The sequence below is a fragment of the Streptomyces sp. NPDC058637 genome (genome assembly GCF_042717325.1).
Classification (GTDB): domain Bacteria; phylum Actinomycetota; class Actinomycetes; order Streptomycetales; family Streptomycetaceae; genus Streptomyces.
Genome location: NZ_JBHXRD010000034.1, coordinates 35,216 through 60,928, shown reverse-complemented (window position 1 = coordinate 60,928; position 25,713 = coordinate 35,216). Strand labels below are relative to the sequence as shown.

Here is a 25,713-nt window from a genome sequence, read left to right as displayed (position 1 = left end):
AGCAGCCCCCTTCGGCTGCGAACTGCCGTTCCAGTTCTTTGCGATGCCAGACACCGGCGGCGAGGAGGGCTGCGCCGGGGCTGTAGCCCTAGCCGAGGTAGTCCCAGCGGCCGATGACGAGCGTGGTCGTCGGGTCGGACTCGGGCAGGCCGGCATGAGCACGGGCCTGTTCGGTGCGCCAGGTGCGGCGGGCGTCTCGCAGCGCGCCGAGGGTGGTGGAGTAGCTGCGGGATTTGGTGGAGAAGTGGCCTCGGAAGCCGAGCATGTGCGCCCATTTCCAGAGCTTGAGGCCGGTGAATTCCGGCAGCCTGCCCAGGTCCCAGCAGGTGCGGATCATCTGCCGGACGTGGCGGGCGACGGTGAGGCGGGGCAGGGGGCGGGCCTGTCCGGTGCCGTCGCAGGTGGTGCAGGGGAGCGGCGCTGCGTGGGCCAGGAGGGTGGCGCCGCGCCCCTGGCAGGGGTGGCAGAACAGGGTGCGGTCGAGGCTGCCGGAGGCGTCGGCGGACTTGGTGGCGTACTTCGCCACGTAGGCGGCCACGGCCTGATCGGTGAATTCGGCGCCGGTGTCGAAGGAGGCGATCTCGCGCACGTCGAACTGTTCGCCCCAGCCGACTCGGCCCCTATCCATCGCGGTTGGCGGCGGCTTTTCCTGAGGCGAGGGATGGCCTGCCCAGGCGTTTCGGGCGGCGTTGCGCATGATCTCTTCCTTACGGCCGGCGTGCTCCAAGGCGGACTTGAGTACGGGGTGGGTGTACGCCAGCGTCAGCGGGAGAGCTGCTCGGTGCAGCGCGTTCCCGCAGCGCGGCAGCGGGAGTGATCACGGCGGGCGTCGATGGCGCGTGCGCAGCGCTGGCTGGTGGTGTGGGACCTGTCGAGGAAGGTGCGCGCCCGCGGGTGGTGAGACGGGAGAGCTTCTGGACACCGGTTCCAGGAGTGAGATGGAGACGAATGCAGGCCGCGGTTGCTGGCGCAGAGCCTCGGTCAGCTTGTACAAGGTGTCTTTACTGGCGCCGTAGATGCGGATGCTGCGAGAGAGGCTTCCTGTTCCGGGGTTCTGAATGCGAGGGCAAAAGCCGTCTATCGCCCCGCGTACTCGTACAACTCGGCCACCACCGCGTGACTCCGGTGCGCCGCGAAGCGATCCACCGTGGCTTCGGCGAGCTCGATGCAGCGGGAGGCCTGTGTGGTGCGGGCGAGGTCGAAGGCCTTGCGTGTGTGGGCGGCGGCTGTGGCCAGGTCGTGGCGTAGGAGGGCGGCTTCGGCCCGGTAGGTGAGGACGACGGAGCGGGTCCGCGCGCGGTCGGGGGCGAGGAGGCCGAGTCCCTCGGACAGGGCGTCCTCCGCTGCGGCCGGTCGCCCGAGATCGAGTCGGCAGCGGCCCGCGTCCACGTGCAGGTCCGCGGGTGACATCCAGGACACCCAGGCGGGAGTGGTGCCCGGCAGGGCTCGCCCGAGGTCGGTTTCGGCAGCGCCGAGGGCGCGTTCGGTTGCCGAGTGGTCACCCAGTACGGCCAGGGCGCGGGCCCGTCGCACGTTCAGGAGCGAGCTGACGGCGGGGGAGCGCGAGCGGCTGAGTGCGTGTTCGATGATGGTGACGGCGGAGGCGGGCTCCCGGAGCCACGTCGCCGAATACGCCAGATCGGAGAGCACTCCGGCACCCAGGTCGCGGTCGTCGGCGCTGTGGGCGGCGTGCAGAGCGGCGTGCCAATGGTGTTGGGCTCTCGCGTGCTCGCCCTGGTCGAAATGGAGCCAGCCGGCACATTGCGAGGAGGCCGCGACGACCTTGAGGAGACGGCGGCCGGTCGGCTCGTCGTACACACCGGTACGGGTGAGCTGGACGGACGTACGCAGTAACGCGTGGACCAGCACCGCGCATTCGGGGCCCGAGGCGTTGGTCAGCGCGCGGAGCTCATCCGTGCGGGATTCCAGCCAGGCCAGCAGGATGGAATCGACGCGGCGCCCGTGCAGTGCCCCGGTGAGGCGTTCAGGTTCGACGGTGGCCCAGTCCAGTGCGAAGCCGGTGAGCACGCCACCGGTCAGGGCGAGGAACTTCCGCCGGTCGGGGTGTTCCAGAGCCACCAGTACCTCCGTAAGAGCGGCGCGGGTGCCCTCGGCCGTCAACGGACGGGGGGCGTCGTACGCGGGAAGCCACCACGGCCACCCCGTGCGGAGTACGTCTGCCTGGTCGATGGACAGGACGTCGGCGAGCAGCATCTGGTAGTCGGCACCCGGCGCTGCCCGGCGGTGTTCCCACTTGTAGATGCGGTCCCGTCCGGGGCTCATACGCAGACCGCGACGCTGTGCGGCCAGGGTCAGGAGACGGGCAAGTCCCTCCATGCTCCAGCCATGTTGATGCCTGACGTAGGTGAGGGGATGCAGTCCCACCGTGCTTTCGGACATGCCTGGACACCTCTCCTCGTGATGCTCTCCACAACGGTCCCGCGCGACCGACGGGCACGGCAAGGCCGTGCCGAGACGGGCGGAGGGCATACACCGGGCATACAGACATGGGTGTGCACGACGGAGACGCTGGTGGCGCCCCGGCCGCCGACGCGGCGGCGGGGCATCGGCCCGTACGCGAGAAAGCAGGTCCCGCATGCCGGATTCCGTCGCCCGATTGCTGCCCTGGGGCGGGAGCGAGGGGAAGCTCTGCATCCTCGTCACCGACGAGAGCGCACCCGGCCCCGTGTCCCGGGTCGCCGATCAGGTCGAGGCGGTGCACCTGGGGATGGCCGTCGAGCTGATCGGGCACGCGCAGGCGATGCTGGACGACGCGCGTGCGGACGCGGGCGAGGTCCGCTATCTCGCGGCCCGGCTGACGGAGGCGTTGCGGGACACCGTGCGGGTCGCGACGAGTCGTGGGGCGCGGCTGCGAGGTTCCGGGCAGCCGGGCGAGCTCGACGAGGAGTGCCGGGACTGAGCCTCGATCGCAAGGCGCGCGATGTCCGGACGCGCCATCGCCGTGTCCGAGTACCGCCCCTCGATACTGCCCTCCCGCAGCGCCTCACGTGCCACTGTCGAGTGCGCCTCACCACTGGGAGCTCCCTGGTGAGCCTGCACCGCTGGACGTGCCGCCGCCACCCGCCCGCACACGGCGGGACCGCCCCTCCCGGCGGCCCCGCGGGCCTTACCGGAAGGCGGTCCCGCCGCGTTCACGTCGTCGAGACCTCCGTGGCCGTATCCGTGCTCGTGCCCATGCCCGTGCCCGTGCCCATGCCCGTGCGGACCAGGGCCAGGACCTCCGCGTCCGTGAGGCCCAGGCCCCGGGCGTCGGCGACGAGGGATTCCACCCGGTCCAGGAGCTGGGCGCGGGCCTGGGTGTTGGGCGCGTCCAGGACCATTGCGCCGCGGCCTCGCCGTAGCTCGATCATTCCTTCGTCGCGCAGACGCTGGTAGCCGCGCAGGACCGTGTGGATGTTTATCCCCAGCGAGTCGGACAGGGCGCGGGCCGCCGGGAGGCGGTCCCCCGGGGCCACCTCGCCGTCCGCGATGGCACGCCGTACCCGGGCGGCGATCTGGTCGCCGAGCGGGACGGCGGAACCGGGTTCGATGCGGAAGAGCATGTCAGGGCCTCGTACTCGCATCGGTCGGAGTGGTGCCGGTCGGTGGGACGTCCGGAGCGGTGCCGGCCGGCCGCACCGACCGGGGGATCAGCGAGTTCAGCAGGGCGGCGGCGGTGGCGGAGTCGTCCACGGTCACGGCGACCTCGCGGCCGTTCGCCCGCTTCACCACCAGCGCCTCCCCCGAGCGCAGGATGATCCCGGTGGCGCCCGGCCGGATCCGCCAGCCCCATCCGCCGAAGTCACCGAGAGGGCTGATCGGCCGGCTCGACGCCCCGGACATGTCCGCCAGGGGCACCCGCAGCCGGGGCCGGGGGAGCGCGGCGGACGAGACGCCCAGGCCGCGGGGGCCGACGGTGACCGTGACGCGGGAGAAGTTCACCATCAGCAGCCCGAGGACGGCGAGCGGTACGCCCACCGGCCGGCCCACCGGCACGGCCAGCGCGCAGCCCAGGACGGTGAGTGCGGACCCGAGCAGGGCCAGCGGCCTGGACGAGACCGTGCGGGTCCAGCCGGCGACCTCACCCTCGGCCAGATCGAGCCGGCCGGTATCCGCGCCGCCCTGGCCGGAGAGACTGTCCGGCAGCGTCAGGTGCCGCGTGACCAGCCATCCGACGAGGCCCAGGACCACGCCGACGAGCAGGGCGGCGATCTGGTGCCACACCGGCATCCGGACGTCGGCAGCCGCGTCGGTGGCGTCGGCGTTGACCAGGAGTACGGAGACCAGGGCCGACCCCACGAGGCCGACGGTCCCGTAACCGATGGCGACCGACCAGCGGGCGAACGTCGCGCGCCGGGTGCCGGCGAGGACGAAGAGCGCGCCCACGCCCACCGTCAGCCCGGCGGACAGGACGGCGAATCCGGTCCGGCCGGTGAACCCGTCCGGGACGGTGCCGGCGAAGTGGGTGGCCAGCGGGTCGGGCAGCCGGTCACGCAGAACGGCGAACAGCACCAGTTCCACGGCGAGCGCGACGGAGAAGGGAAGGGCTGTGAGCGCGGCCATGGTGCCGCGTCCTGTCATCTGCTTCATGTTTACCCCCTTGTTCGCATCATAGTAGAACAATCGAAGGAAGGGGAGGGGCCCGAGGTGGAAAGGGAGGAGGCCGGGGGTGGGCCCGGACGGGTGGAGGCCGGTGTCCGGCCTCGCGGGCCGGTCGGGAAGCACTTGAAAAGCGGGGGAGTGTACCCACCCAGATCGCCCGTCACACGCCTCAACACCATTTTTTGTTCGCCTGAGCGGCTGAAGTTTTGCTGGTCTGTGGCCAGTTGAAGGGGAAAGGGGCCTACCCTTCACTGGGTGAACCAGTTGAAGTCCCGCGCGTCCCACACCGAGGCCGAGCTGCCCGGGGGAGCTTCCCGCCCAGGTGCCCTGCCCGGCAGCCTGTCCGACGAGCTGCGTGCCGAGCTGATCGCCTTCCGGCGTGATCTGCACATGCACCCCGAGCTCGGCAACCAGGAGTTCCGCACCACCGCGGCCATCAAGGCCCGGCTGGAGAGAGCGGGGCTGGAGCCGAAGGTGCTCCCGTCCGGGACCGGACTCATCTGTGACGTGGGGGAGTGGGACGGCGTGACGCCGATGCTGGCCCTGCGGGCCGACATCGACGCGCTGCCCATCCCCGACACCAAGGCCGGCGTCTCCTACCGGTCCACCGTGCCCGACCGGGCGCACGCCTGCGGGCACGACGTCCACACGACCGCCGTCCTCGGCGCCGGGCTCGTCCTCACCGAGCTCGACCGGCAGGGGTTGCTGCCGCACCCCGTGCGGCTGCTCTTCCAGCCCGCCGAGGAAGTGCTGCCCGGCGGCGCGGCCGACGCCATCGAGTCCGGGGTGCTGGACGGGGTCGGACGGATCCTCGGAGTGCACTGCGACCCCAAGGTCGACGTGGGAAAGATCGGGCTCCGGATCGGCGCGATCACCTCCGCCTGCGACCGGCTGGAGGTCACCCTCGACGGCCCCGGCGGGCACACCGCCCGGCCGCACCTGACCACGGACCTGGTCACCGCCGCCGCCAGGGTCGCCGTCGACGTACCCGCGCTGCTCGCCCGCCGGGTCGACGCGCGCGCCGGGCTCGTCCTCACCTGGGGGCGGCTGGAGACCGGCCACGCGCCCAATGTCATCCCGCAACACGCCGAGCTGTCCGGAACGGTTCGCTGCCTCGATCTGAAGGCCTGGCGCGAGGCGCCGGACCTGGTCCACGCGGCGATCGACGAGGTGGCCGGAATGCACCGGGCCAAGACGGTGATCAACTACATCCGCGGGGTGCCGCCCGTCGTGAACGACGCCGAGTCGATCGGCCTGCTGGACGCCGCGATGACCGCCCGGCGCGGATCGTATGCCATCGAGGACACCGAACAGAGCCTGGGCGGCGAGGACTTCTCCTGGTACCTGGAACACGTCCCGGGTGCCATGGCCAGGCTCGGAGTCCGCACGCCCGGAGACACCCGAGGTCTGGACCTGCACCGGGGGGACTTCGATGTGGACGAGGAGGCGATCACCGTCGGGGTGGAGCTGTTCACCGCCTCCGCGCTGCTCGAAGGCAACCGCTCGTAACCGGACAGGACACCTTCTGTTCGCGACGATCCGATAACGGCTTCCGTACAGGTCATTATCTGACATCTACGCGCGTTACGATCTCGGCGAAACCAGCGCCGGAAGAGGCGCTTCGGTCAGGTTTGAAGGAGCCTTCCCTTGCGCCGGATCACCAGGATTGCCACCGTGGGCATTATGTCCGCGGCGCTCGCGCTCAGCGTTACCGCGTGTGGCGACTCGTCCTCCTCGTCGAGCAGCAGCTCCGACTCGAAGGACAGCAAGGCCGCCATCGCCTACGACATCGGCGGACGCGGCGACCAGTCGTTCAACGACGCCGCCTACGCGGGTCTCGCCCGCGCCGAGAAGGACCTCGGCATCAAGGGCACCGAGGCCGAGCCCTCCGAGGGTGAGTCGGACGCGGACAAGGTCCAGCGCCTCACCTCGCTCGCCCGCGCCGGCAACAACCCGGTGATCGGTGTCGGGTTCGCCTACGCGCCCGCCATCAAGAAGGTCGCGCCGAAGTTCCCGAAGATCACCTTCGGCATCATCGACGACGCATCGGTGACCGGCGACAACATCGCCAACATCGTCTTCAACGAGGAGCAGGGCTCCTACCTCGCGGGTGTCGCCGCCGCCAAGGTCACCAAGACCAAGACGGTCGGCTTCATCGGCGGTGTCGAGACCCCGCTGATCAAGAAGTTCGAGGCCGGCTACGCGCAGGGCGTCAAGGACACCGACCCGTCGGTGAAGGTGATCCCGCAGTACCTGACCCAGCCGCCGAACTTCGACGGCTTCTCCAAGCCCGACCTCGGCAAGGCCGCCGCCCAGGGCCAGCTCGACAAGGGCGCCGACGTGGTCTACTCGGCCGCCGGTCTGGCCGGTTCCGGTGCGATCGAGGCCGTCTCCAAGGCCGGCAAGTGGAACATCGGCGTCGACTCCGACCAGTACGCCCAGGAAGGCCTCGCCGCCTACAAGGAGTCCATCCTGACCTCGGTCACGAAGGACGTCGAGGACTCGGTCTTCAACCTGATCAAGTCCGTCCAGGACGGCAAGCCCGAGAACGGTGAGGTCCGTTACGGCCTCGACAAGGACGGCGTCGGCCTGGCCATGTCCAACCCGAAGTTCACCGAGATGACCGAGGTCATCGCCGCCGTGGACAAGGCCAAGCAGGAGATCATCGACGGCAAGATCACCGTCAAGACCGCCCCGTAACGACCTCGGTCGTACGGCTGGATCCCGTGGGCCCGGAGCGCGCAGCGTCGCTGCTCCGGGCCCACGGGGTACTCCCCGAAGAAGTTCCGCCCGTTGCAGTGCCCTCTCGGACAGGCCTCGAACCCCGGCGTTCTGGCCGTGCTGTGCGCGTGCGCTTGACGATTCGGCAACGCTACGCGTGTAGACAGCCCTCAGGCGCGATAACTTCACCCCGCCCCTTTGCCCCTCCGCTCCCGCTCCTGTCCGGCCAAGGAGAGTGCGTCATCAACGCGTCCAGCAGCCCCCCTGCCGTAGAACTGCACGGCATCACCAAGCGTTTCCCCGGCGTCGTCGCCAACCACGACATCGGCATCACCGTCCGCAAGGGCACCGTCCACGCCCTCGTCGGTGAGAACGGTGCCGGCAAGTCCACCCTGATGAAGATCCTCTACGGCATGCAGAAGCCGGACGAGGGCACCATCGCCGTGGACGGCGAGCAGGTCTCGTTCGGCAACCCGGGCGACGCCATCGCGCGCGGCATCGGCATGGTGCACCAGCACTTCATGCTCGCCGACAACTTCACCGTCCTGGAGAACGTCGTCCTCGGCGGCGAGAAGCTGTACGGCATCGGCTCCGCCGCACGTAGGAAGATCAAGGAGATCTCCGACGCGTACGGCCTGGGTGTCCGGCCCGACGCGCTCGTCGAGGACCTCGGGGTCGCCGACCGCCAGCGCGTGGAGATCCTCAAGGTCCTCTACCGCGGCGCCCGCATCCTCATCCTCGACGAGCCGACCGCGGTGCTCGTCCCGCAGGAGGTCGACGCGCTCTTCGCGAACCTCCGCGAGCTCAAGGCCGAGGGCCTCACCGTCATCTTCATCTCGCACAAGCTCGGCGAGGTCCTCTCGGTCGCCGACGAGATCACGGTGATCCGGCGCGGTACGACGGTGGGCACCGCCGACCCCGCGCACACCACCACCAAGCAGCTCGCCGAGCTGATGGTCGGCAGCGAACTGCCGTCGCCCGAGACCCGTGAGTCCACGGTGACGGATGTGCCGATGCTCCGCGTCAAGGGGCTCTCCCTCAGCGTGACGGACCCGGACGGAGTCGTCCGTGACGTCCTGTCCGACATCGGCCTCACCATCCACAAGGGCGAGGTCCTCGGCATCGCGGGCGTCGAGGGCAACGGCCAGACCGAGCTGATCGACGCCCTCATCGGGATGCGGTCGGCCGACAGCGGGGTGATCACCCTGGGCGACGAGGACATCACGCGCGCGCCCACGCGCAAGCGGCGCGAGGACGGCATCGGCTACATCCCCGAGGACCGGCACCGGCACGGGGTCCTGCTGGACGCACCGCTCTGGGAGAACCGCATCCTCGGCCACGTCAGCGAGAAGCCCAACAGCCGGGGCTTCCTGCTCGACCCGAAGGCGGCCCGCCACGACACCGAGCGGATCGTGCGCGAGTACGACGTCCGCACCCCCGGCATCGAGGTCACGGCCGGCTCCCTGTCCGGCGGCAACCAGCAGAAGCTGATCGTCGGCCGCGAGATGAGCCACGACCCCAAGCTCCTGATCGCCGCCCACCCCACCCGTGGCGTGGACGTCGGCGCGCAGGCACAGATCTGGGACCAGATCCGCGCGGCCCGCCGCGAAGGACTCGCCGTCCTGCTCATCTCGGCGGACCTGGACGAGCTCATCGGGCTCTCCGACACCCTGCGCGTCATGTACCGCGGAAAGCTCGTGGCGGACGCCGACCCCGCCACCATCACCCCCGAGGAACTGGGCTCGGCCATGACCGGCGCCGCCGCCGGTCACCTCGAAGCAGCACCGGAGGACGAGGCCCGATGAAGAAATTCGACAAGGACCGGCTGATCCTGGGCTTCGCCGGGCCGGTACTCGCCCTGGTCGTGGCCTTCGCGCTCAGCACCCTGGTGCTGCTCGTGTCGAACCGCGACCCGTTCGAGCTGTACCGACTGCTGTTCGAGCAGGCGTCGTACTCCGACGTTCAGGTACTGATCATCAACCAGGCCGGTACGTACTACCTCGCCGCTCTCGCGGTCGCGGTCGGCTTCCGGATGAACCTCTTCAACATCGGCGTCGACGGCCAGTACCGCCTCGCGGCGATGATGGCCGCCCTGGTCGGCGCGAGCGTCAACCTCCCCGGACCGCTCCAGATCGCCCTGATCGTGATCGTGGCGATGCTCGTCGGCGCGTTCTGGGCGGGCATCGCGGGCGTACTCAGGACGACCCGCGGAGTGAGCGAGGTCGTTTCGACGATCATGCTCAACTCCATCGCGACCTCGCTGATCGCCTGGCTGATCCTGCCGAAGAACTTCGGTGACCAGGCAGCAGGCTCCAACAACCTGACCACGGGCGAGATCCCGGAGTCCGGCTGGTTCCCGGGCCTGTCCATGGGCGCCGAGGCCGGAGAGATCTACGGATTCACCTTCGTCGCCGCCGGCTGCGGCCTCGTCTACTGGTTCGTCCTGAACCGCACCCGGTTCGGCTTCGACCTGCGGGCCACGGGAGCCAGCGAGAGCGCGGCCCAGGCCTCCGGCGTGGACGCGAAGAAGATGATCCTCACCTCGATGCTGATCTCCGGCGCGGTCGCCGGCCTGGCCGGAATGCCGACACTGCTGGGCGACACCCACACCTACAGCCTCGACTTCCCGGTCGGCATCGGCTTCACCGGCATCACCATCGCGCTGCTCGGCCGGAACCACCCGGTGGGCATCGCCCTCAGCGCCCTGCTGATCGCGTTCCTGGACAAGGCGTCTTCCCCGCTCGACCAGTTCGGGTTCGAGAAGGAGATCGCCACGATCATGCAGGGCCTGATCGTGATCTCCGTCGTCATCAGCTACGAGCTGGTCCGGCGCTACGGGACCCGCCGTCAGCAGCAGAAGGTCGGCGAAGAGCTCGCCGCCGGCCACGCCCTCACGACCGAGAAGGAGGCGGCCCTGTGAGCACCAAAGCCCCTGCCGCACGCGTCGCCCCCAAGAAGGGCGGCGGACGCCGCAAGCTCTCCCTGCCCGTCGTCCTCCTGATCATCGCCGGTGCGCTCGCCCTCGTCTCGCTGGTCCGTCTGATCAGCGGTGCGAACGACGTGACCTCCGTCGGGCAGGTCGCGGGCGCCCTGGAACTGGCCGTTCCCATCGGCCTCGCCGGCCTCGGCGGCCTCTGGGCCGAGCGGGCGGGCGTCGTCAACATCGGCCTCGAAGGCATGATGATCCTCGGCACCTGGTTCGGTGCCTGGGCCGGTTTCCAGTGGGGCCCCTGGGCGGGTGTGCTGTTCGGCATCATCGGCGGCGCGCTCGGCGGTCTGCTGCACGCGGTCATCACCGTCACCTTCGGCGTGAACCACATCGTCTCCGGTGTGGCGATCAACATCCTCGCCGTCGGGGTCACCCGCTACCTCTCGAACTTCACCTTCGCCCAGGAGCCGGGCGGTTCCTCCAAGCAGTCCCCCCGCCTGGAGGAGATCGACAAGATCACCGTTCCGGGGTTGTCGGACTGGATGCAGGACCTCCAACAACACCACTGGTTCTTCGTCTCCGACCTCGCCGGCATCATCGGCGGCCTCGTCACCGGACTGTCCCTGCTGACCGTCGTCGCCCTGCTGCTGATCCCCGTCACCTGGTGGGTCCTGTGGCGCACGGCGTTCGGTCTGCGGCTCCGCTCCTGCGGCGAGAGCCCGGTGGCCGCCGAGACCCTCGGCGTGAACGTCTACAAGTACAAGTACATCGCCGTCACCATCTCCGGCGGACTGGCCGGCCTCGGCGGTGCCTTCCTCGCCATCGTCGCCACCAGCATCTACCAGGAGGGCCAGACCGGCGGCCGTGGCTACATCGGTCTCGCCGCCATGATCTTCGGTAACTGGATGCCGGGCGGAATGGCCCTGGGCGCCGGGCTCTTCGGGTTCACCGACAGCCTCAAGCTGCGCGGCGGCGCGGAGAACGTGCACGCGATGCTGCTGCTCCTGGCGATCCTGCTGGTGATCGCCGCGGTCTGGCAGCTCTACCGCAAGAAGTACGTCGCCGCGGTGATCTCGGCGGCCTGCTCCGCGCTGCTGTTCACCTGGTACGCGCTGACGGACCAGGTCCCGAGCCAGTTCGTCGACGCCGCCCCGTACGTCACCACGCTCCTCGTGCTCGCCCTGTCGGCGCAGCGGCTGCGGATGCCCAAGGCGGACGGCCTGCCGTACCGCAAGGGTGAGGGCAAGTGACACCGCCGCCCCCGGTCGACTGGGAGGCGCTGCGGACGGCCGCCCGGGACGCGATGTCCCGGGCGTACGCCCCGTACTCGGGCTACCCGGTCGGTGTGGCGGCCCGCGTCGACGACGGGCGCACGATCGTCGGCTGCAACGTGGAGAACGCGTCGTACGGCATCGGCCTGTGCGCCGAGTGCGGCCTGGTCTCCCAGCTGGCCGCCACGGGCGGCGGCCGGCTGACCCACTTCACCTGCGTGGACGGCACGGGCTCGGTGCTCGTGCCGTGCGGGCGGTGCCGGCAGCTGCTGTACGAGTTCGGAGGCCCGGAGCTCGTCCTGGAGACGCCGGACGGCCTCCGGACGCTCGACGAGATGCTGCCGCAGGCCTTCGGGCCACAGCACCTGGGGTAGTGCGGGGCGGAGGGGCTTCCGGGGTCGTCCGGCGGCCCCTCCACCCCCTGCTCGCCCCCTGCTAGCCCCCTGTTCGTTCTCGCCGACTGGCCGGGGTCGCCCTCACGATGCCGGGCTGGCTCGATTCGGCCGGTCCCGGCCGGGCCGTCCGATGATCCATCATTCTCTATGCGCGTAGAGTCATTCGGGACTCCCGCGTACGCAACCGGCCGGAAGGATTCCCTCCCATGGACGCCATCTCCGTCATCCGCACCAAGCGGGACCGAGGCGAGCTCAGCCCCGAGCAGATCGACTGGGTCATCGACGCGTACACCCGCGGCGAGGTCGCCGACGAGCAGATGTCCGCGCTGGCCATGGCGATCCTGCTGAACGGCATGAACCGTACCGAGATCGCCCGCTGGACCGCCGCGATGATCGCCTCCGGCGAGCGGATGAACTTCGACGCGCTCTCCCGCCCCACCACCGACAAGCACTCCACCGGCGGCGTCGGCGACAAGATCACCCTGCCGCTCGCCCCGCTCGTCGCCGCCTGCGGCGCGGCCGTGCCGCAGCTCAGCGGCCGGGGGCTCGGCCACACCGGTGGCACACTCGACAAGCTGGAGTCCATCCCCGGCTGGCGCGCGCACCTCTCCAACGCCGAGATGCTGAACGTCCTCGACACCACCGGCGCCGTCATCTGCGCGGCCGGTGACGGACTCGCCCCCGCCGACAAGAAGCTGTACGCGCTCCGCGACGTCACCGGCACCGTAGAGGCCATCCCGCTCATCGCCAGCTCGATCATGTCCAAGAAGATCGCCGAGGGCACCGGCGCGCTCGTCCTGGACGTCAAGGTCGGCTCCGGCGCCTTCATGAAGACCCTCGAGGACGCCCGCGAACTGGCCTCCACCATGGTCGCGCTCGGCACCGACAGCGGTGTGCGGACGGTCGCGCTGCTCACCGACATGTCCACCCCGCTCGGCCTGACCGCGGGCAACGCCCTGGAGGTACGCGAGTCCGTCGAGGTCCTCGCGGGCGGCGGCCCCAAGGACGTCATCGACCTGACGCTGGCCCTGGCCCGCGAGATGCTCGACGCGGCCGGACTCAAGGACGCCGACCCGGAGAAGGCGCTCGCCGACGGCTCCGCCATGGACGTGTGGCGCCGCATGGTCTCCGCCCAGGGCGGCGACCCGGACGCCGCACTCCCCGTCGCCCGCGAGCAGCACGTGATCACCGCCCCGGCCTCCGGTGTGCTGACCCGCCTGGACGCGTACGACGTCGGCGTCGCCGCCTGGCGCCTCGGTGCCGGCCGCGCCCGCAAGGAGGACCCGGTGCAGGCGGGCGCGGGCGTCGAACTGCACGCCAAGCCCGGTGACACAGTGACCGAGGGCCAACCGCTGCTGACCCTGCACACCGACACCCCCGAGAAGTTCGAGTACGCGCTGAAGGCCCTGCCCGGCTCGTACGACATCGCCCCCGCCGGCACGCCGTTCGCCGCCACGCCGGTCGTGCGGGAACGTATCGCCTGACCTGCGGCTTTCCCTTTCGGGTGAACGGGACCGGTGGACCACCACCGGTCCCGTTCGGCATGCTGGACTCGGTGACGCACCGGAAGAGGAGACCGCCATGAGCGCACTCACCGTCGATCCCGTCCCGGGCAACGGCCAGGGATGGGACGACCTCGTCCGTATCTGGGAGGAGACGGACGCACCCGAGGGCTGCAAGGTGGAGATCATCGAGGGGATCGTCACCGTGTCGCCACCGCCGTCCAAGGACCACAACACCACCGCGGAGCTGCTCCAGCGCAGGCTGTACTCCGTGATCCCGGAGGACTGGGGGATCTACCAGACCCTCGGTGTCTCCGTGCCCGGACGGGCCGGGCTGTACATTCCCGATCTCGTCGTCCTGCCGAGGGAGGTCGCGTCCGGGCCCGGCAATCGCGTACCGGCGGAAGAGGTCCGGCTCGTCGTCGAGATCACCTCACCGGCCAACGCCAACCACGACCGCATCGGCAAGGCGCACGGATACGCCAGGGCAGGCGTGGAACTGTTCCTGCTTCTCGACCCGTGGCACACCGGCCGCCCGACCGCCACCCTGTACGGGGAGCCGAGTGACGGCACCTACCGGGTCCTGGAGGCCGTCGAATACGGCGAGACGCTGACGCTGCCGAAGCCGTTCGCTCTGGACCTGGACACCGGGATGTTCCCGGTGAGCTGAGACACCCGCCCGGCGCAGCGATGAGTTCCGGGCGTCCCGTCGGTCTCTGTGGTGTGGATGCACCGACCCCGAACGCCCTCGTCCTCACCGGCCGCGTCACCCGCGCCGAGGTGCCGGAGCTCTGTGCCCGGCTGGAGGCCCTGCTGGACAGCCGTACGGCCGCGGCGGGCCCGCCCGCCGCGACGACCGTCGTGGACTGCGACGTGGGCGGCGTCATACGCCCGGATCTCGCCCTGGTCGAGGCGGTGGCCCGGCTGGGGCTCGTCGCACGCCGGGCCGGGGACGCCGAGATCCGGCTGCGCAACGTACCGGCCGAGCTCTCGGCCCTGCTCGACCTCGTGGGACTGACGGACGTGGTGGGCCACATCCGGGTCGACCCCGACCCGGGGTGACCCGGCTCAGCAGGCCGCGGCGAATCCCGGGCTGACGGCGCTCAGCGGCGGATCACGGCGTGATCGCACAGGCGCTGCACCGCTCTCGTCTCCATGTTCTCCGTCCTGAGCAGCGGGGCGGCGCTCGCCACGGGTGACGGTGCCACCCGCGCCGCCGCGCACGAGCCCTCCGGCTGGGGCCCGGGGGCGGCGTCGCCCGGGGCGCTGCCGGACGCCGGCGCCGGGCGCGGGCCGGCCGTGGCGGACGGCTCGCCCAGCCACAGCGTCGCCGCCCAGCCGCCCACCACGAGCAGCGCCCAGCCGGTCACCACCGGCCTGCTGATCCTCATGACGCCGCGTCGTCCAGATGGTCCGGGAACCCGAACAGCGGGAACCAGCGCGGGGTGTCCAGGAAGCAGTGCATCCCGGTGATCGCACCGTCCGAGATGTCGATGACCTGCACCGCCCACGGCACGAAGCCCGGGCCGTCCGGATCCGGCTTGTAGTGCGCGAAGGCCGGAGTGCCGTTGGCCTCGGTCGCCACCAGCCGGGAACCCGCACAGCCCGCACCGATGCTGAGCATGAAGCCCGTGATGTCCTCGTGCCCCTGCAGCCAGAGGTCGAACGGCGGCATCGTCATCACGGCGTCCTCGCGGAGCAGCGCGGTCAGCGCCGCCATGTCGTACCCCTCGAACGCCGCCACGTACCGGTCGAGGAGCTTGCGCTGCTCCTCGTCCAGCGGATTCGCGGTGTCCGGGGCCGAACTGTCCGTGTCCGCCAGCGTCGCCCTGGCCCGCTGCAGGGCGCTGTTGACCGAGGCGACCGAGGAGTCGAGAAGCTCGGCGACCTCGCTCGCCCTCCACGCCAGGACCTCGCGCAGGATCAGCACCGCACGCTGCTTGGGCGGCAGGTGCTGGAGGGCGGCGACGAACGCCAGACGCACGGACTCCCGGGCCACGGCGGCCTCCGCCGGGTCGGCCACCGACGGCAGGACGCGGCCGTCCGGCATCGGCTCCAGCCAGGTGTTCTCCGGGAGCGGGTTGAGAGCGGCCTGCGCCAGCGGGCTCGGGCCGGTGAGGTCCACCGGCCTGGCCCGCTTGTTGCCCGCCTTCAGCATGTCCAGACACACGTTCGTCGCGATCCGGTAGAGCCAGGAGCGCAGCGAGGAACGGCCTTCGAACTTGTCGATGTTGCGCCAGGCACGCACCAGGGTGTCCTGGACCGCGTCCTCCGCCTCGAAGGCCGAGCCGAGCATCCGGTAGCAGTAACCGGTCAGCTCGACCCGGTGTCCTTCCAGACGGCTGTCGATGTCGGCCGTGGCCGCCACATCACTCATCGCTGCACTCCACCCCTGTTGCGCTGTGACACCGCTCACCCGGCACTGCGGAAGCTACCCCAGGGCACTGACAACGGGGGTGGGAAGCACGGAAACCGCTGATCAGGTGCCGGGCTTGCGTCCGTACACGAAGACGTCGTCGCCGTTCTTCAGCAGGTTCCAGTACGACTTCGCGTCCGAGGGGCGCATGTTGACGCAGCCCGCCGACCCGGGGTTGTTGTACATGGACTTGGTGACCGAGTGGAACGCCTGGCCGCCGTCGAAGAACTGCGCGTACGGCATCCGCACGTCGTAGAGCGTCGACCAGTGGTTGATGTTCCGCCAGTAGATCTTCGTCGAACCGGTCCGCGTCTCCGCGCCGTCGCGTCCCGTCCGCACCGCCACCGGGCCGAACTTCAGCTTGCTGCCGTCCTGGATCCAGCTCAGCTGCCTGGTCAGGTCCACGCACGCGATGCGGCCCCTGTTGGTGGGGCACTTCTTCGCGGCGTTGGGGTTCTTCCCGGCCGCCTTCTGAGCGGTGATCGTCTTCATCGTGCGCCAGGTGACCGGCCCCGCGTACCCGATGGCGGGCGTAATGCCCTTCGCCACCTGGAACGAGCGGATCGCCTGGCAGTCCGCCGTCGACTGACGGCCGTCGGCGGTCCGCTTCAGGTACTTCTCGACCTGCTTCTGGTACGGACCCTTCCCCGCCGTGCAGGACGCCGCCTGCGCGGCCGTCCCGGTGCCCAGGACCAGGGCCGGTGCGGCCAGCAGGCCGGCGACGGACAGCGCCGTACCGCGCCGCATCCGTACGCCGCGTATCTTCCCCGTGATTCTCATGTGCGTCCGCTCCCCTTCGCGTTCCCGTGCGGTGCCGTGCCTCCGCTTGTTGGACGCGCGCAGGGGAGCGGCGGTTGTACCTCGGAAGGTCTCAGTTGCGCACAGCCGCCGTACGGGGGGCCCGGAGGCGCTCGGTCCGCGCGGCCCGGGTCCCGAAGAGCGTGATCGACACGACGCCGAGGACCGCGAGGAGGCCCAGGGCGACGGTGCCCGCCCACCCTCCGGCGTGGAAGGCGACCGCGCCGAGCGTGCCGCCCGCGCTGGAGCCCAGGTAGTACGTGGACTGGTACAGCGCCGACGCCTGGGCGCGGCCCGTGGTCGCCGTACGGCTCACCGAGGACGAGGCGACCGCGTGCCCGGCGAAGAAGCCGGCCGTGATCAGGACCAGGCCGAGCAGGACGAGGACCAGCTGACCGGCCAGGGACAGCAGCAGACCGGCGGCCGTGGTGGAGACCGCGAGGTACAGCGCGCCCCGGCGCCCCAGCCGGGCGACCAGCCGGCCGGCCGCGGCGGAGGAGACCGTACCGACGAGGTAGACCAGGAAGACCGAGCCGACGACGCCCTGCGGGAGGCTGAACGGCGCCTCGACGAGCCGGTAGCCGATCACGGTGTAGACCGCGCCGAACACCGTCATGAACAGGGCACCGATCGCGTACAGGCGGCGCAGCAGCGGGTCGGAGAGATGGGTGCCGACGGTCTTCGCCAGTGCCTTCGGGTTCAGCGAACCGGGCGTGAAGTTGCGGGCCTTGGGGATCAGGAAGTGGAACACGACCGCGCACGCCACGGCGAGCAGCCCGACGGCACCCAGCGCCGCACGCCAGCCCCACAGCTGGGCGACCCAGCCGCCCAGGATCCGGCCGCTCATCCCGCCGATGCTGTTGCCCGCCACGAACAGGCCGATCGCCGCCACCAGTGCCTTGGGCCTGACCTCCTCGGCCAGGTACGCCATCGCGGAGGCGGGCAGGCCTGCCAGTGCCGCGCCCTGGACCGCGCGCAGCGCGATCAGCCAGCCCAGTGACGGGGCGAAGGGGATGAGCATCCCGATCAGTACCGCGACCGTCAGCGACGCGGTCATCATCTGGCGCCGCCCGAAACGCTCCGAGAGGGCGCTCAGCGGCAGCACGCACAGCGCCAGCGCACCGGTCGCGGCGGAGACCGTCCAGCTCGCCTGGCCGGCCGTGGCGCCGAAGGAGGCGGAGACGGCGGGCAGGAGGGCCTGGGTGGAGTACAGGAGCGCGAAGGCCGCGACCCCGGCGGCGAAGAGCGCGAAACTCATGCGCCGGAAGCCGGGACGGCCCGGCTCCAGACGGTCCGGCTCCAGGCGGTCCGGGGTGATTGGAGCGGCAGAGGGGGCCGGAGTGGCCGTGGCGTCACGAGTGACCGGGGTGACCGGAGCGGTGGTGGCGGTGGATGACGGAGCGGCGGCGCCCAGCGTGATGGTGGACGCCCCGGTACTGGCAGGAGGCATACGTCGAACGTAGGCCGCCCGCTTTCATGCGTCCAATGCATGAAACGGCCATAATCGTTCCCATGGTGCATCAAAGCAGCTCACGGCCTCGGCTGTCACCGAGCAGTTACGAAGAAGACATCCGGGCCGTGCTCGCCCCACGCCTCGCGTACTTCGAGGCCGTGGCCCGGCACGAGCACGTCACCCGCGCCGCGCACGAGCTCGGAGTCCCGCAGTCGACCCTGTCGCGCGCCATGGTCAGGCTCGAACAGGATCTGGGCGTCGCCCTGTTCGCCCGCCGGGGCCGGACCGTCTCCCTCACCCCCGCCGGCCGCACCTTCCTCGGCTCGGCCGAACGCGCGCTGGCCGAGGTCGAGAAGGCCGCCGACTCGGTCCGCGCCGACGCCGACCCGACGGCGGGCAAGGTCGCCTTCGGCTTCCTCCACACGATGGGCTCCGAAACGGTGCCCGCCCTCATCCGCGCCTTCCGGGTCGACCATCCCCGGGTCCGCTTCCAGCTCGTCCAGAACTACGGCGAGGCGATGATCGAGCGCCTGCGGGCGGGCGGCCTCGACCTCTGCCTCACCTCGCCCGTCCCGGACGCCCCCGACCTCGTCAGCCGCCGCCTCGACGAACAGCGGCTGCGCCTGGTCGTCCCCGACGACCACCGGCTGGCCGGCCGCAGGCGCGTCCGGCTCGCCGAGGCCGCCGACGAAACGTTCGTCACCCTCGAACCCGGTTACGGGCTACGGCGGATCACCGACGACCTCTGTACGGAGGCCGGTTTCACCCCACGGGTGGCGTTCGAGGGCGAGGAGGCCGAGACCCTGCGCGGACTGGTCGCGGCAGGGCTCGGCGTCGCCCTGCTGCCGCCGCCCGCCGTCGCCCGGCCGGGCGTGGTCGAGCTGACGGTCACCGCGCCGCGCGCCGCCCGCGAGATCGGGGTCGCCTGGCTGGACGGCCACCCCGACACCCCACCGGTGGCCGCCTTCAAACGCTTCCTGCTGTCCCGCCGCGGGAACCTGCTGCCCGACTGAGCCCCGGCGCGGCGGAGGTCGCCGCACCGGAGCACGCAGGGGCTCGGCCCGAAGCCCTCAGTGGTGCCGCAGGGACTCCCCGAAGCCCGCCGCCAGCGGCATCCGCAGACCCAGCGGCGGCGGCGCGGCGAACGCGTCGGCGACCGGCCGGGCGTACGACCGGGAGAACAGCGACCCGCGTATGAAGTCCGCGGCCAGCGCCACCACTTCGGACCGGTGCTGCCGCAGCGCGTGCCCGTCCGAGTGGACCTCGAAGCGGCAGATGTCCCGGTTGGCCTTCTTGGCCCGCTCGGCCAGCCGGTAGGAGAGCTCCGGATCCGTCCGGGCGTCGTTCGTGCCGTGCACGATCAGCACCCGGCGCCCCGCCAGGTGCCTCACCGGCTCGGGCTCCGGCTCCCCCGCGTCCGGCAGCCAGGGGGCCATCGCCAGCACGGAGGTGACCGCCCCGTGCCCGCCCGCCCGCAGCGCGGCCCGGCCCCCCATCCCGTGCCCGACGAGGCAGACCGGGACGTCGCCGTAGCGCCGTACGACCTCGTCCGCGGCCCACCGCGTGTCGGCCACCGGATCCGCGTCCGCGTTCCAGCCGCGCCGGCGGTAGTGCACCACGTGCACCGCGAGACCGTCCTCGTGCCCGGCCCGCGCCAGCATCCGGGCGAACGGGAGCTGTACCGCGTACGACAAGGTGGAGGGACGGCGACGGGACTCGGTCTCGCCGTCCGGGAGCAGCAGGGCCACGCCGCTGACCTCAGGTGGTGCTCCAGCCGTGTGAACGGCCCGTCCCAGCCTCGCAGCAGGCAGGGGAAGTGCGCGCTGTGCCATGACAGAACAGTGTCAGAAGGGCAGATGTATTCCACCCGACTTCGCGGTCACTGTTACGCATCGACGCTCGGCGCTCTACGCGCGTAGGCGCTACAGTGCCCCAATGACGAGCCAGACCCCGAACGTCCCCGGTCCCGACCAGATCCGCCGCGCGCCCAAGGTGCTCCTCCACGACCATCTCGACGGTGGCCTGCGCCCCGGCACCATCGTCGAACTGGCGCGGGAGCAGGGCTACGACGTGCTGCCCGAGACCGAACCCGACAAACTCGGCGTCTGGTTCCGCGAGGCGGCGGACTCCGGTTCGCTGGAGCGCTACCTGGAGACGTTCGCCCACACCTGCGCCGTCATGCAGACCCGTGACGCCCTGGTCCGGGTGGCCGCGGAGTGCGCCGAGGACCTCGCCGAGGACGGCGTCGTCTACGCCGAGGTGCGGTACGCGCCCGAGCAGCACCTCACCGAGGGGCTGACCCTCGAAGAGGTCGTCGAAGCGGTCAACGAGGGCTTCCGGGAGGGCGAGCGCCGGGCCCGCGCCAACGGCCGCCGCATCCGCGTCGGCGCCCTCCTGACCGCGATGCGGCACGCCGCCCGCGCCCTTGAGATCGCCGAACTCGCCAACCGCTACCGCGACCTGGGCGTCGTCGGCTTCGACATCGCGGGCGCCGAGGCCGGCTACCCGCCCACCCGGCACCTCGACGCGTTCGAGTACCTCAAGCGCGAGAACAACCACTTCACCATCCACGCGGGCGAGGCCTTCGGGCTGCCGTCGATCTGGCAGGCCCTGCAGTGGTGCGGCGCCGACCGGCTCGGCCACGGCGTCCGCATCATCGACGACATCGAGGTCGCGGAGGACGGCAGCGTGACGCTCGGCCGCCTCGCCTCCTACGTACGGGACAAGCGCATCCCGCTGGAGCTCTGCCCGACCTCCAACCTCCAGACCGGCGCCGCCGCCTCGTACGCGGAGCACCCCATCGGACTCCTGCGGAAGCTGCACTTCCGCGCCACCGTGAACACGGACAACCGGCTGATGAGCGGTACGAGCATGAGCCAGGAATTCGAGCGGCTGACCGAGATATTCGGATACACGCTCGATGACATGCAATGGTTCACAGTCAATGCGATGAAATCAGCGTTCATTCCTTTCGATGAACGTCTGGCCATGATCAACGATGTCGTCAAGCCCGGATACGCGGAACTGAAGTCCGAGTGGCTCTTCCGTCAGACGGCTGTGACCAGCGGTTCTTCTGCCGTCGAGGGCTGAGCGGACCTAAAGGGAAACGGCCGGGGACGCCGAATCCCGGCCGTTTTCCGTGTCCCGGCATGTTTGCGGGAGGGATGGTGGGCTGACTAGGTTGCAGAGCCGCTCCCATCCCCTTCCCCAAGGATGAATGTCACATGAAGCAGTCTGCTGTCAGGACCCTCGGTGTCGCCGTTCTCGGTGCCGCTTTCGCCGCCGCCGGTGCGGGTAGCGCCTCCGCCGTCGCACTGCCCGTCGACGCCGCCGCCGCCGCGCTGCCCGCCGGTCTCGCGCTCGACTCCGTGACCGACGCGCTGCCCGCCGTGCAGAAGGCCGCCGGCGGCCTCCTCGACCGACAGGGCGGCAGCAGCGACCTGTCCGCCCCGGGCACCAACCTGCTCGGCGGCCTGCCCGCGGGCGGCCTGACCGGCGTCCTGCCGATCGGCGGCTGACCACCCGTACACACAGAGGGGGCGTACACCCGGCCAGGGTGTACGCCCCATCGTGCGCTCTCTCCGTGCTTTCTTCCCGGTCTCCCCCGGCCCCTCCCCGTGGTCCCGCAGGTCACCAGGCCGTCGCGGACGCGGTCTTCTCCGACGGCAGCAGCAGCCACAGCGCCAGGTAGACCAGGAACTGGGGGCCGGGAAGCAGGCACGAGACCACGAAGATGATCCGCATCGTCCGTGCGGAGGTGCCGAAGCGCCGTGCCAGCGCCGCGCACACCCCACCGATCATGCGTCCGTCAACAGGGCGGGTAAGTGCGGCCATGGTGGGCTCCTTCGTGAACCGTCTGCGGGGGCGGCTCCGTCGCGCTCCCGGTACCTCCATAGTGGCTCCGCAAGGGGTGCAAAGCATCGCTCTACGGGGCGATACCGACCCTGGAAATCGTCGGGGTCGCCCCCTGAGGGGACTCGCTCCCGAAGGAGCGGAGCTCGTGGCCGAGCCGGGAGATGTCACCGGCCCCCGCCCGGTCCCCCCGGCGCAACCGTGCCCGGCTCACCGGGACGACCAGCAGATGGGCGAGCGCGACACCGGTGGTGTTCAGCAGCATCGAGTCGACGTCGACGACCTGCCCCGGCACTCCGGTCTGCCCCAGCTCGATGGCCATCGAGATCAGCGCCCCGGCGGCGACCGTACGGGCCATCGAGGCCCACGGGGAGACCAGCAGCCGCCCCCCGGCCATCGGCAGCAGTACGCCCAGCGGAGCCAGCAGCAGCAGCCCCTCGCCGATCCGGCGCGCCGCCTCGACGGGGCCGAGGGCCAGGTCGGCCCTGATTCCCGCGAGGGGCTGCAGATTCGCCGCCGTCATCCAGGGCACGTCCAGCGGGCGCAGCGTCAGCCAGCCGACGAACAGCAGATGCGCGAGGAGGAGGACGACCCCCGCCGCGCGGAAATGGATGACGGCCCGGCCGTCCGAACTGTGACGCACGCACACCAAGACGCCACGACCGGCAGGATCGGTTCCGCCCGCTCCGCCGTTGTGCGGGTCGGTGGGAAGCCAGGGACGTCGATAAGGGGTAAAACGGACACTCCGCCGTCCCTGGAGTCCCACCGAGCGTTACGAGAGTTTGAGCGCTCCGAGGGTGGGGACATTGGCGGGGCGGGACTTCGTTTCCGAGGTGCAGAGGTAGGCCCTCGGGGCGTAGTTGCCCGGGCCGCCCAGGATCACCGAGCCGCCGGAGGCCAGGGGCTCGCTCTCCGCGTACGAGCACACCAGCTGCGCCAGCGACTCCGCGGGCAGGTCCTCGGGCTGTTCGCTGAGGCGCAGCGTGCCCTTCGGGTCACCCACGTGGGCCTCGGTGACCCGTAGCCCCGACGGCACGTCGGTGGCGAATCCCGCGCTCCGCTCGTCGGCGGACGGATCCCGCTGCAACTCGCCCAGGAGGGCCTGCGCGACCAGGACCGGGTCGGACCGGGACTCGTCGACCTCGACGGTGCGCTCCACGGTCACCAGCTGCGACGCGCAGACGAGATAGATCCGCACCGCGACGGTCTCCTGCGGTGGCGCGCTCGCCGGCCCCGACGACGTGCGGCACGGCACCCGCGAGGGGGCCGCCCCGGCGTCCACGGGCACCGACGTGCTCCTGATCCCGCAGCCCGCGGCCAGCGCCGCCACGGACACGACAGCCGCCAGCGCCGCCCCGGCCCGGGCCGGGCGTCCGGTCGGACGGCCCCGGCGGGGTGCGCCGTCCGTGAGCTCGCCGCGCCTCACTTCGCGTCACCCTCCTCGTGCCGGTCGGGGTCGTCGTCACCCGGGGCGTCGGTCAGCCGCTCCTCGTCGCGCGGCAGCCGCAGGACGAACACCGCCCCGCCGCCGCCCGGCGAATTGAAGGCGGTGATGTCACCGCCGTGGATGTGCGCGTTCTCCATGGCGATCGACAGACCCAGACCGCTGCCCTCGGAACGCGGCCGGGAGGCGCTCGCCTTGTAGAAACGGTCGAACACATGGGGCAGGACGTCCTCCGGGATACCCGGACCGTGGTCGCGCACCTCGATGACCAGCTCCTCGTCATCGGTCCGCACCGCCACCCGTACAGGTGACCCGCCGTGCTTCAGCGCGTTGCCGATGAGATTGGCCAGGATCACGTCGAGGCGGCGCGGATCGAGCCGCACCATCATGCCGCGCTCCGCGTCCAGGTCGACCGCGTCCAGCCAGGCACGGGCGTCGATGCAGGCGGTCACCTGGTCGGCGACGTCCACCGTGTCCAGCACCAGCCGGGCCGTACCCGCGTCGAAGCGGGTGACCTCCATGAGGTTCTCGACCAGGTCGTTCAGCCGCCGGGTCTCGCTCACGACCAGATGCACGGCCGGTGCGATCATCGGGTCGAGGCTGTCCGCCTCGTCCTCCAGCACCTCGGCGACGGCGGTGATCGCGGTCAGCGGGGTCCGCAGCTCGTGCGACATGTCGGCGACGAACCTGCGGCTCGCCTCCTCCCGCGCGCTCATGTCCGCGACCTTCTTCTCCAGCGAACTCGCCGTCCTGTTGAACGTACGCGAGAGATCGGCCAGTTCGTCGGTTCCGGAAACCACGAGACGGGTGTCCAGCTTGCCCTCGCCGAGCTTGCGGGCCGCGTCACCGAGCCGCTGGACGGGCCGCAGCACCGTCGTCGCCGCGGCCTGCGCGAGCAGCGCCGAGCCGACGAGGGCCAGCGCCGTGGCGATGCCCAGGGACCAGGCCAGCGAATTGAGGTCCTGACGCTCCTGGTCGAGCGACTTCAGCATGTACCCGGCCGGGCCACCACCGATGATCTTCGTACCGGCCACCAGGTACGGGGTGCCGCCGATGCTCGTGCGCTGCCAGAACAGGTGGTACTCAAAGGAGTTGGCGGACGTCAGCGGCTGCTTCTTGTTCACCTGCTTCTGCAGCGACGCGGGCACGTCGACCTTGGTGAACGAGTCGATGTCGGAGGACCCGACGATCGGTTTGCCGTCGTAGGTGTCGATCAGCAGGACGTGATAGCCGGGGCCGCTGGTCGCCATCTGCTCGGCGGCGTCCTGGAGATCGTCCTTCGTGGGCCGCGACGGCAGTGCCGCCGCCCGGTGCTGCATCTGGCGGCGGAAGTCTCCGAGCGCCGTGTCCTGCGTACGTGTCAGGACCGCCTCACGGTTGAGCCAGTACGCGATGCCCGACGCGGACACCGCCGCCGTCAGCGCCACCAGGGCGAACACGACGAGCAGCCGCAGCCGGAGGCTGGTCCAGCGAAGACCCGCGAGTATGGAACGTTTCGCGGAATCACTCACTGAGGCGAGTCCAGCCGATAGCCCACACCACGCACGGTACGGATCAGGGTCGGCGAGGACGGCACGTCCTCCACCTTCGCGCGCAGCCGCTGCACGCAGGCGTCCACGAGCCGCGAGTCACCGAGGTAGTCGTGTTCCCACACCAGCCGCAGCAACTGCTGCCGGGACAGGGCCTGACCGGGCCTGCGGCTCAGTTCGAGGAGGAGACGCAGCTCGGTGGGCGTGAGCTGCAGGTCCTCCCCGCTCTTGGTGACGGTCATCGCCGAACGGTCGATGACGACACTTCCGAAGGTCGCCGAGTCGGTCGACTCGCGCTCACCACGGCGCAGCACCGCACGGATACGGGCGTCGAGCACCCGGCCCTGCACGGGTTTCACCACGTAGTCGTCCGCGCCGGACTCCAGTCCCACCACGACGTCGATGTCGTCGCTGCGCGCGGTCAGCAGAATGATCGGCAGCTGGTCGGTGCGCCGGATGCGCCGGCAGACCTCGAAACCGTCGATCCCGGGCAGCATCACGTCCAGCACGACGAGGTCCGGGCGTTGCTCCCTCAGCAGCTCAAGGCCGTCCTCTCCCGTCGCCGCGGTGGCCACACGGTGGCCCTGGCGTGACAGGGAGAGTTCGAGGGCCGTGCGGATGGCGTCGTCGTCCTCGATCAGCAACAGGAAAGGCACAGGGGCCATTCTGGCCCATCGGGGTGCTGTAGGACGACTGTGCCCCCTACTTGATCCTCCGTACCCGGCACCTCCACGGAACGGACACGGGCCCGACATGCCCTGTGACAGGCCTGTGACAGTCGGGGGACAGGGCCATGAAACT

General features: G+C 70.7%; 27 protein-coding genes. 13 read left to right on the top strand and 14 right to left on the bottom strand.

The window, feature by feature from the left end; translation table 11 throughout:
- Positions 1 to 88: 88 nt before the first annotated feature.
- Both ACFWVP_RS28360 and ACFWVP_RS28355 read right to left on the bottom strand, forming a co-directional pair.
- Entirely contained in the window at positions 89 to 697 is a 609-nt protein-coding gene (locus ACFWVP_RS28360; RefSeq protein WP_384500806.1) for a replication initiator, read from the bottom strand.
- Positions 698 to 1,077: 380 nt separating this feature from the next.
- Positions 1,078 to 2,400, bottom strand: coding sequence for an XRE family transcriptional regulator (locus ACFWVP_RS28355; protein WP_384500805.1), 1,323 nt, complete (start codon positions 2,398 to 2,400; stop codon positions 1,078 to 1,080).
- A gap of 196 nt (positions 2,401 to 2,596) precedes the next feature.
- Here ACFWVP_RS28355 and ACFWVP_RS28350 point away from each other — a divergent pair, with 196 nt between their 5' ends.
- Positions 2,597 to 2,920, top strand: a complete 324-nt coding sequence (locus ACFWVP_RS28350) for a hypothetical protein (protein ID WP_384500804.1) — start codon at positions 2,597 to 2,599, stop codon at positions 2,918 to 2,920.
- A gap of 232 nt (positions 2,921 to 3,152) precedes the next feature.
- On the opposite strand, the gene ACFWVP_RS28345 is transcribed toward ACFWVP_RS28350, so the two are convergent.
- On the bottom strand, positions 3,153 to 3,563 hold the full coding sequence (locus tag ACFWVP_RS28345) for a GntR family transcriptional regulator (RefSeq protein WP_384500803.1): 411 nt from the start codon (positions 3,561 to 3,563) through the stop codon (positions 3,153 to 3,155).
- Between the two features lies 1 nt (position 3,564).
- Positions 3,565 to 4,590, bottom strand: coding sequence for a DUF1648 domain-containing protein (locus tag ACFWVP_RS28340; RefSeq protein ID WP_384500802.1), 1,026 nt, complete (start codon positions 4,588 to 4,590; stop codon positions 3,565 to 3,567).
- Between the two features lie 276 nt (positions 4,591 to 4,866).
- Between ACFWVP_RS28340 and ACFWVP_RS28335 the strand changes: the two genes are divergently transcribed.
- The 9 genes from ACFWVP_RS28335 to ACFWVP_RS28295 all read left to right on the top strand — a co-directional run bounded on the left by ACFWVP_RS28335 (position 4,867) and on the right by ACFWVP_RS28295 (position 14,482).
- The gene (locus ACFWVP_RS28335) at positions 4,867 to 6,111 is read left to right on the top strand and encodes an amidohydrolase (protein WP_384500828.1); all 1,245 of its coding nucleotides are present in this window, start codon (positions 4,867 to 4,869) and stop codon (positions 6,109 to 6,111) included.
- Positions 6,112 to 6,249: 138 nt separating this feature from the next.
- Complete coding sequence (locus ACFWVP_RS28330) at positions 6,250 to 7,302, top strand: BMP family protein (protein ID WP_384500801.1); 1,053 nt, start codon at positions 6,250 to 6,252, stop codon at positions 7,300 to 7,302.
- A gap of 239 nt (positions 7,303 to 7,541) precedes the next feature.
- The gene (locus tag ACFWVP_RS28325) at positions 7,542 to 9,128 is read left to right on the top strand and encodes an ABC transporter ATP-binding protein (protein ID WP_384500827.1); all 1,587 of its coding nucleotides are present in this window, start codon (positions 7,542 to 7,544) and stop codon (positions 9,126 to 9,128) included.
- Positions 9,125 to 10,243, top strand: a complete 1,119-nt coding sequence (locus ACFWVP_RS28320; RefSeq protein WP_384500800.1) for an ABC transporter permease — start codon at positions 9,125 to 9,127, stop codon at positions 10,241 to 10,243. The genes ACFWVP_RS28325 and ACFWVP_RS28320 overlap by 4 nt, the downstream gene beginning before the upstream one ends.
- Complete coding sequence (locus ACFWVP_RS28315) at positions 10,240 to 11,502, top strand: ABC transporter permease (protein ID WP_384500799.1); 1,263 nt, start codon at positions 10,240 to 10,242, stop codon at positions 11,500 to 11,502. The genes ACFWVP_RS28320 and ACFWVP_RS28315 overlap by 4 nt, the downstream gene beginning before the upstream one ends.
- Positions 11,499 to 11,897 (top strand): cytidine deaminase, encoded by a 399-nt coding sequence (locus ACFWVP_RS28310; protein ID WP_384500798.1) that lies wholly within the window; start codon positions 11,499 to 11,501, stop codon positions 11,895 to 11,897. Before ACFWVP_RS28315 ends, ACFWVP_RS28310 begins: the two co-directional genes overlap by 4 nt.
- Before the next feature lie 227 nt (positions 11,898 to 12,124).
- A complete protein-coding gene (locus tag ACFWVP_RS28305; RefSeq protein ID WP_384500797.1) occupies positions 12,125 to 13,402 on the top strand; it encodes a thymidine phosphorylase in 1,278 nt (425 codons plus the stop codon).
- Between the two features lie 97 nt (positions 13,403 to 13,499).
- Positions 13,500 to 14,090: a Uma2 family endonuclease gene (locus ACFWVP_RS28300; RefSeq protein WP_384500796.1), complete on the top strand. Its 591-nt coding sequence runs from the start codon at positions 13,500 to 13,502 to the stop codon at positions 14,088 to 14,090.
- A gap of 20 nt (positions 14,091 to 14,110) precedes the next feature.
- A complete protein-coding gene (locus ACFWVP_RS28295; RefSeq protein ID WP_384500795.1) occupies positions 14,111 to 14,482 on the top strand; it encodes an STAS domain-containing protein in 372 nt (123 codons plus the stop codon).
- A gap of 41 nt (positions 14,483 to 14,523) precedes the next feature.
- On the opposite strand, the gene ACFWVP_RS28290 is transcribed toward ACFWVP_RS28295, so the two are convergent.
- From ACFWVP_RS28290 to ACFWVP_RS28275, 4 genes are all read right to left on the bottom strand, one after another.
- Positions 14,524 to 14,811: a hypothetical protein gene (locus ACFWVP_RS28290; protein WP_384500794.1), complete on the bottom strand. Its 288-nt coding sequence runs from the start codon at positions 14,809 to 14,811 to the stop codon at positions 14,524 to 14,526.
- Positions 14,808 to 15,797: a sigma-70 family RNA polymerase sigma factor gene (locus tag ACFWVP_RS28285; protein ID WP_384500793.1), complete on the bottom strand. Its 990-nt coding sequence runs from the start codon at positions 15,795 to 15,797 to the stop codon at positions 14,808 to 14,810. Before ACFWVP_RS28285 ends, ACFWVP_RS28290 begins: the two co-directional genes overlap by 4 nt.
- 102 nt (positions 15,798 to 15,899) lie before the next feature.
- Positions 15,900 to 16,616: a L,D-transpeptidase family protein gene (locus tag ACFWVP_RS28280; RefSeq protein ID WP_384500792.1), complete on the bottom strand. Its 717-nt coding sequence runs from the start codon at positions 16,614 to 16,616 to the stop codon at positions 15,900 to 15,902.
- Positions 16,617 to 16,707: 91 nt separating this feature from the next.
- On the bottom strand, positions 16,708 to 18,084 hold the full coding sequence (locus tag ACFWVP_RS28275) for an MFS transporter (RefSeq protein WP_384500791.1): 1,377 nt from the start codon (positions 18,082 to 18,084) through the stop codon (positions 16,708 to 16,710).
- Positions 18,085 to 18,146: 62 nt separating this feature from the next.
- Here ACFWVP_RS28275 and ACFWVP_RS28270 point away from each other — a divergent pair, with 62 nt between their 5' ends.
- Positions 18,147 to 19,100: a LysR family transcriptional regulator gene (locus tag ACFWVP_RS28270; protein WP_384500790.1), complete on the top strand. Its 954-nt coding sequence runs from the start codon at positions 18,147 to 18,149 to the stop codon at positions 19,098 to 19,100.
- A gap of 57 nt (positions 19,101 to 19,157) precedes the next feature.
- On the opposite strand, the gene ACFWVP_RS28265 is transcribed toward ACFWVP_RS28270, so the two are convergent.
- On the bottom strand, positions 19,158 to 19,919 hold the full coding sequence (locus ACFWVP_RS28265; RefSeq protein WP_384500789.1) for an alpha/beta hydrolase family protein: 762 nt from the start codon (positions 19,917 to 19,919) through the stop codon (positions 19,158 to 19,160).
- A 103-nt stretch (positions 19,920 to 20,022) separates the two neighbouring features.
- Here ACFWVP_RS28265 and ACFWVP_RS28260 point away from each other — a divergent pair, with 103 nt between their 5' ends.
- Both ACFWVP_RS28260 and ACFWVP_RS28255 read left to right on the top strand, forming a co-directional pair.
- Positions 20,023 to 21,177, top strand: coding sequence for an adenosine deaminase (locus ACFWVP_RS28260; protein WP_384500788.1), 1,155 nt, complete (start codon positions 20,023 to 20,025; stop codon positions 21,175 to 21,177).
- Positions 21,178 to 21,311: 134 nt separating this feature from the next.
- Positions 21,312 to 21,605, top strand: a complete 294-nt coding sequence (locus ACFWVP_RS28255; RefSeq protein WP_384500787.1) for a hypothetical protein — start codon at positions 21,312 to 21,314, stop codon at positions 21,603 to 21,605.
- A gap of 112 nt (positions 21,606 to 21,717) precedes the next feature.
- Here ACFWVP_RS28255 and ACFWVP_RS28250 read toward each other — a convergent pair whose 3' ends face one another.
- The 5 genes from ACFWVP_RS28250 to afsQ1 form a co-directional block, all read right to left on the bottom strand.
- Entirely contained in the window at positions 21,718 to 21,921 is a 204-nt protein-coding gene (locus tag ACFWVP_RS28250; RefSeq protein ID WP_384500786.1) for a PspC domain-containing protein, read from the bottom strand.
- Positions 21,922 to 22,012: 91 nt separating this feature from the next.
- On the bottom strand, positions 22,013 to 22,588 hold the full coding sequence (locus ACFWVP_RS28245; RefSeq protein WP_384500785.1) for a VanZ family protein: 576 nt from the start codon (positions 22,586 to 22,588) through the stop codon (positions 22,013 to 22,015).
- A 123-nt stretch (positions 22,589 to 22,711) separates the two neighbouring features.
- A complete protein-coding gene (locus ACFWVP_RS28240) occupies positions 22,712 to 23,365 on the bottom strand; it encodes a hypothetical protein (protein ID WP_384500784.1) in 654 nt (217 codons plus the stop codon).
- Positions 23,362 to 24,894: an ATP-binding protein gene (locus ACFWVP_RS28235; protein WP_384500783.1), complete on the bottom strand. Its 1,533-nt coding sequence runs from the start codon at positions 24,892 to 24,894 to the stop codon at positions 23,362 to 23,364. Before ACFWVP_RS28235 ends, ACFWVP_RS28240 begins: the two co-directional genes overlap by 4 nt.
- On the bottom strand, positions 24,891 to 25,568 hold the full coding sequence (gene afsQ1, locus ACFWVP_RS28230) for a two-component system response regulator AfsQ1 (protein WP_384500782.1): 678 nt from the start codon (positions 25,566 to 25,568) through the stop codon (positions 24,891 to 24,893). The genes ACFWVP_RS28235 and afsQ1 overlap by 4 nt, the downstream gene beginning before the upstream one ends.
- Between the last annotated feature and the right edge of the window lie 145 nt (positions 25,569 to 25,713).

Coding starts and splice junctions, on each gene's coding strand:
- ACFWVP_RS28360 (WP_384500806.1), bottom strand. CDS start 697: ATGCGCAACGCCGCCCGAAACGCCTGGGCAGGCCATCCCTCGCCTCAG.
- ACFWVP_RS28355 (WP_384500805.1), bottom strand. CDS start 2,400: ATGTCCGAAAGCACGGTGGGACTGCATCCCCTCACCTACGTCAGGCAT.
- ACFWVP_RS28350 (WP_384500804.1), top strand. CDS start 2,597: ATGCCGGATTCCGTCGCCCGATTGCTGCCCTGGGGCGGGAGCGAGGGG.
- ACFWVP_RS28345 (WP_384500803.1), bottom strand. CDS start 3,563: ATGCTCTTCCGCATCGAACCCGGTTCCGCCGTCCCGCTCGGCGACCAG.
- ACFWVP_RS28340 (WP_384500802.1), bottom strand. CDS start 4,590: ATGAAGCAGATGACAGGACGCGGCACCATGGCCGCGCTCACAGCCCTT.
- ACFWVP_RS28320 (WP_384500800.1), top strand. CDS start 9,125: ATGAAGAAATTCGACAAGGACCGGCTGATCCTGGGCTTCGCCGGGCCG.
- ACFWVP_RS28305 (WP_384500797.1), top strand. CDS start 12,125: ATGGACGCCATCTCCGTCATCCGCACCAAGCGGGACCGAGGCGAGCTC.
- ACFWVP_RS28300 (WP_384500796.1), top strand. CDS start 13,500: ATGAGCGCACTCACCGTCGATCCCGTCCCGGGCAACGGCCAGGGATGG.
- ACFWVP_RS28295 (WP_384500795.1), top strand. CDS start 14,111: ATGAGTTCCGGGCGTCCCGTCGGTCTCTGTGGTGTGGATGCACCGACC.
- ACFWVP_RS28290 (WP_384500794.1), bottom strand. CDS start 14,811: ATGAGGATCAGCAGGCCGGTGGTGACCGGCTGGGCGCTGCTCGTGGTG.
- ACFWVP_RS28285 (WP_384500793.1), bottom strand. CDS start 15,797: ATGAGTGATGTGGCGGCCACGGCCGACATCGACAGCCGTCTGGAAGGA.
- ACFWVP_RS28280 (WP_384500792.1), bottom strand. CDS start 16,616: ATGAGAATCACGGGGAAGATACGCGGCGTACGGATGCGGCGCGGTACG.
- ACFWVP_RS28275 (WP_384500791.1), bottom strand. CDS start 18,084: ATGCCTCCTGCCAGTACCGGGGCGTCCACCATCACGCTGGGCGCCGCC.
- ACFWVP_RS28270 (WP_384500790.1), top strand. CDS start 18,147: ATGGTGCATCAAAGCAGCTCACGGCCTCGGCTGTCACCGAGCAGTTAC.
- ACFWVP_RS28265 (WP_384500789.1), bottom strand. CDS start 19,919: ATGGCACAGCGCGCACTTCCCCTGCCTGCTGCGAGGCTGGGACGGGCC.
- ACFWVP_RS28260 (WP_384500788.1), top strand. CDS start 20,023: ATGACGAGCCAGACCCCGAACGTCCCCGGTCCCGACCAGATCCGCCGC.
- ACFWVP_RS28255 (WP_384500787.1), top strand. CDS start 21,312: ATGAAGCAGTCTGCTGTCAGGACCCTCGGTGTCGCCGTTCTCGGTGCC.
- ACFWVP_RS28250 (WP_384500786.1), bottom strand. CDS start 21,921: ATGGCCGCACTTACCCGCCCTGTTGACGGACGCATGATCGGTGGGGTG.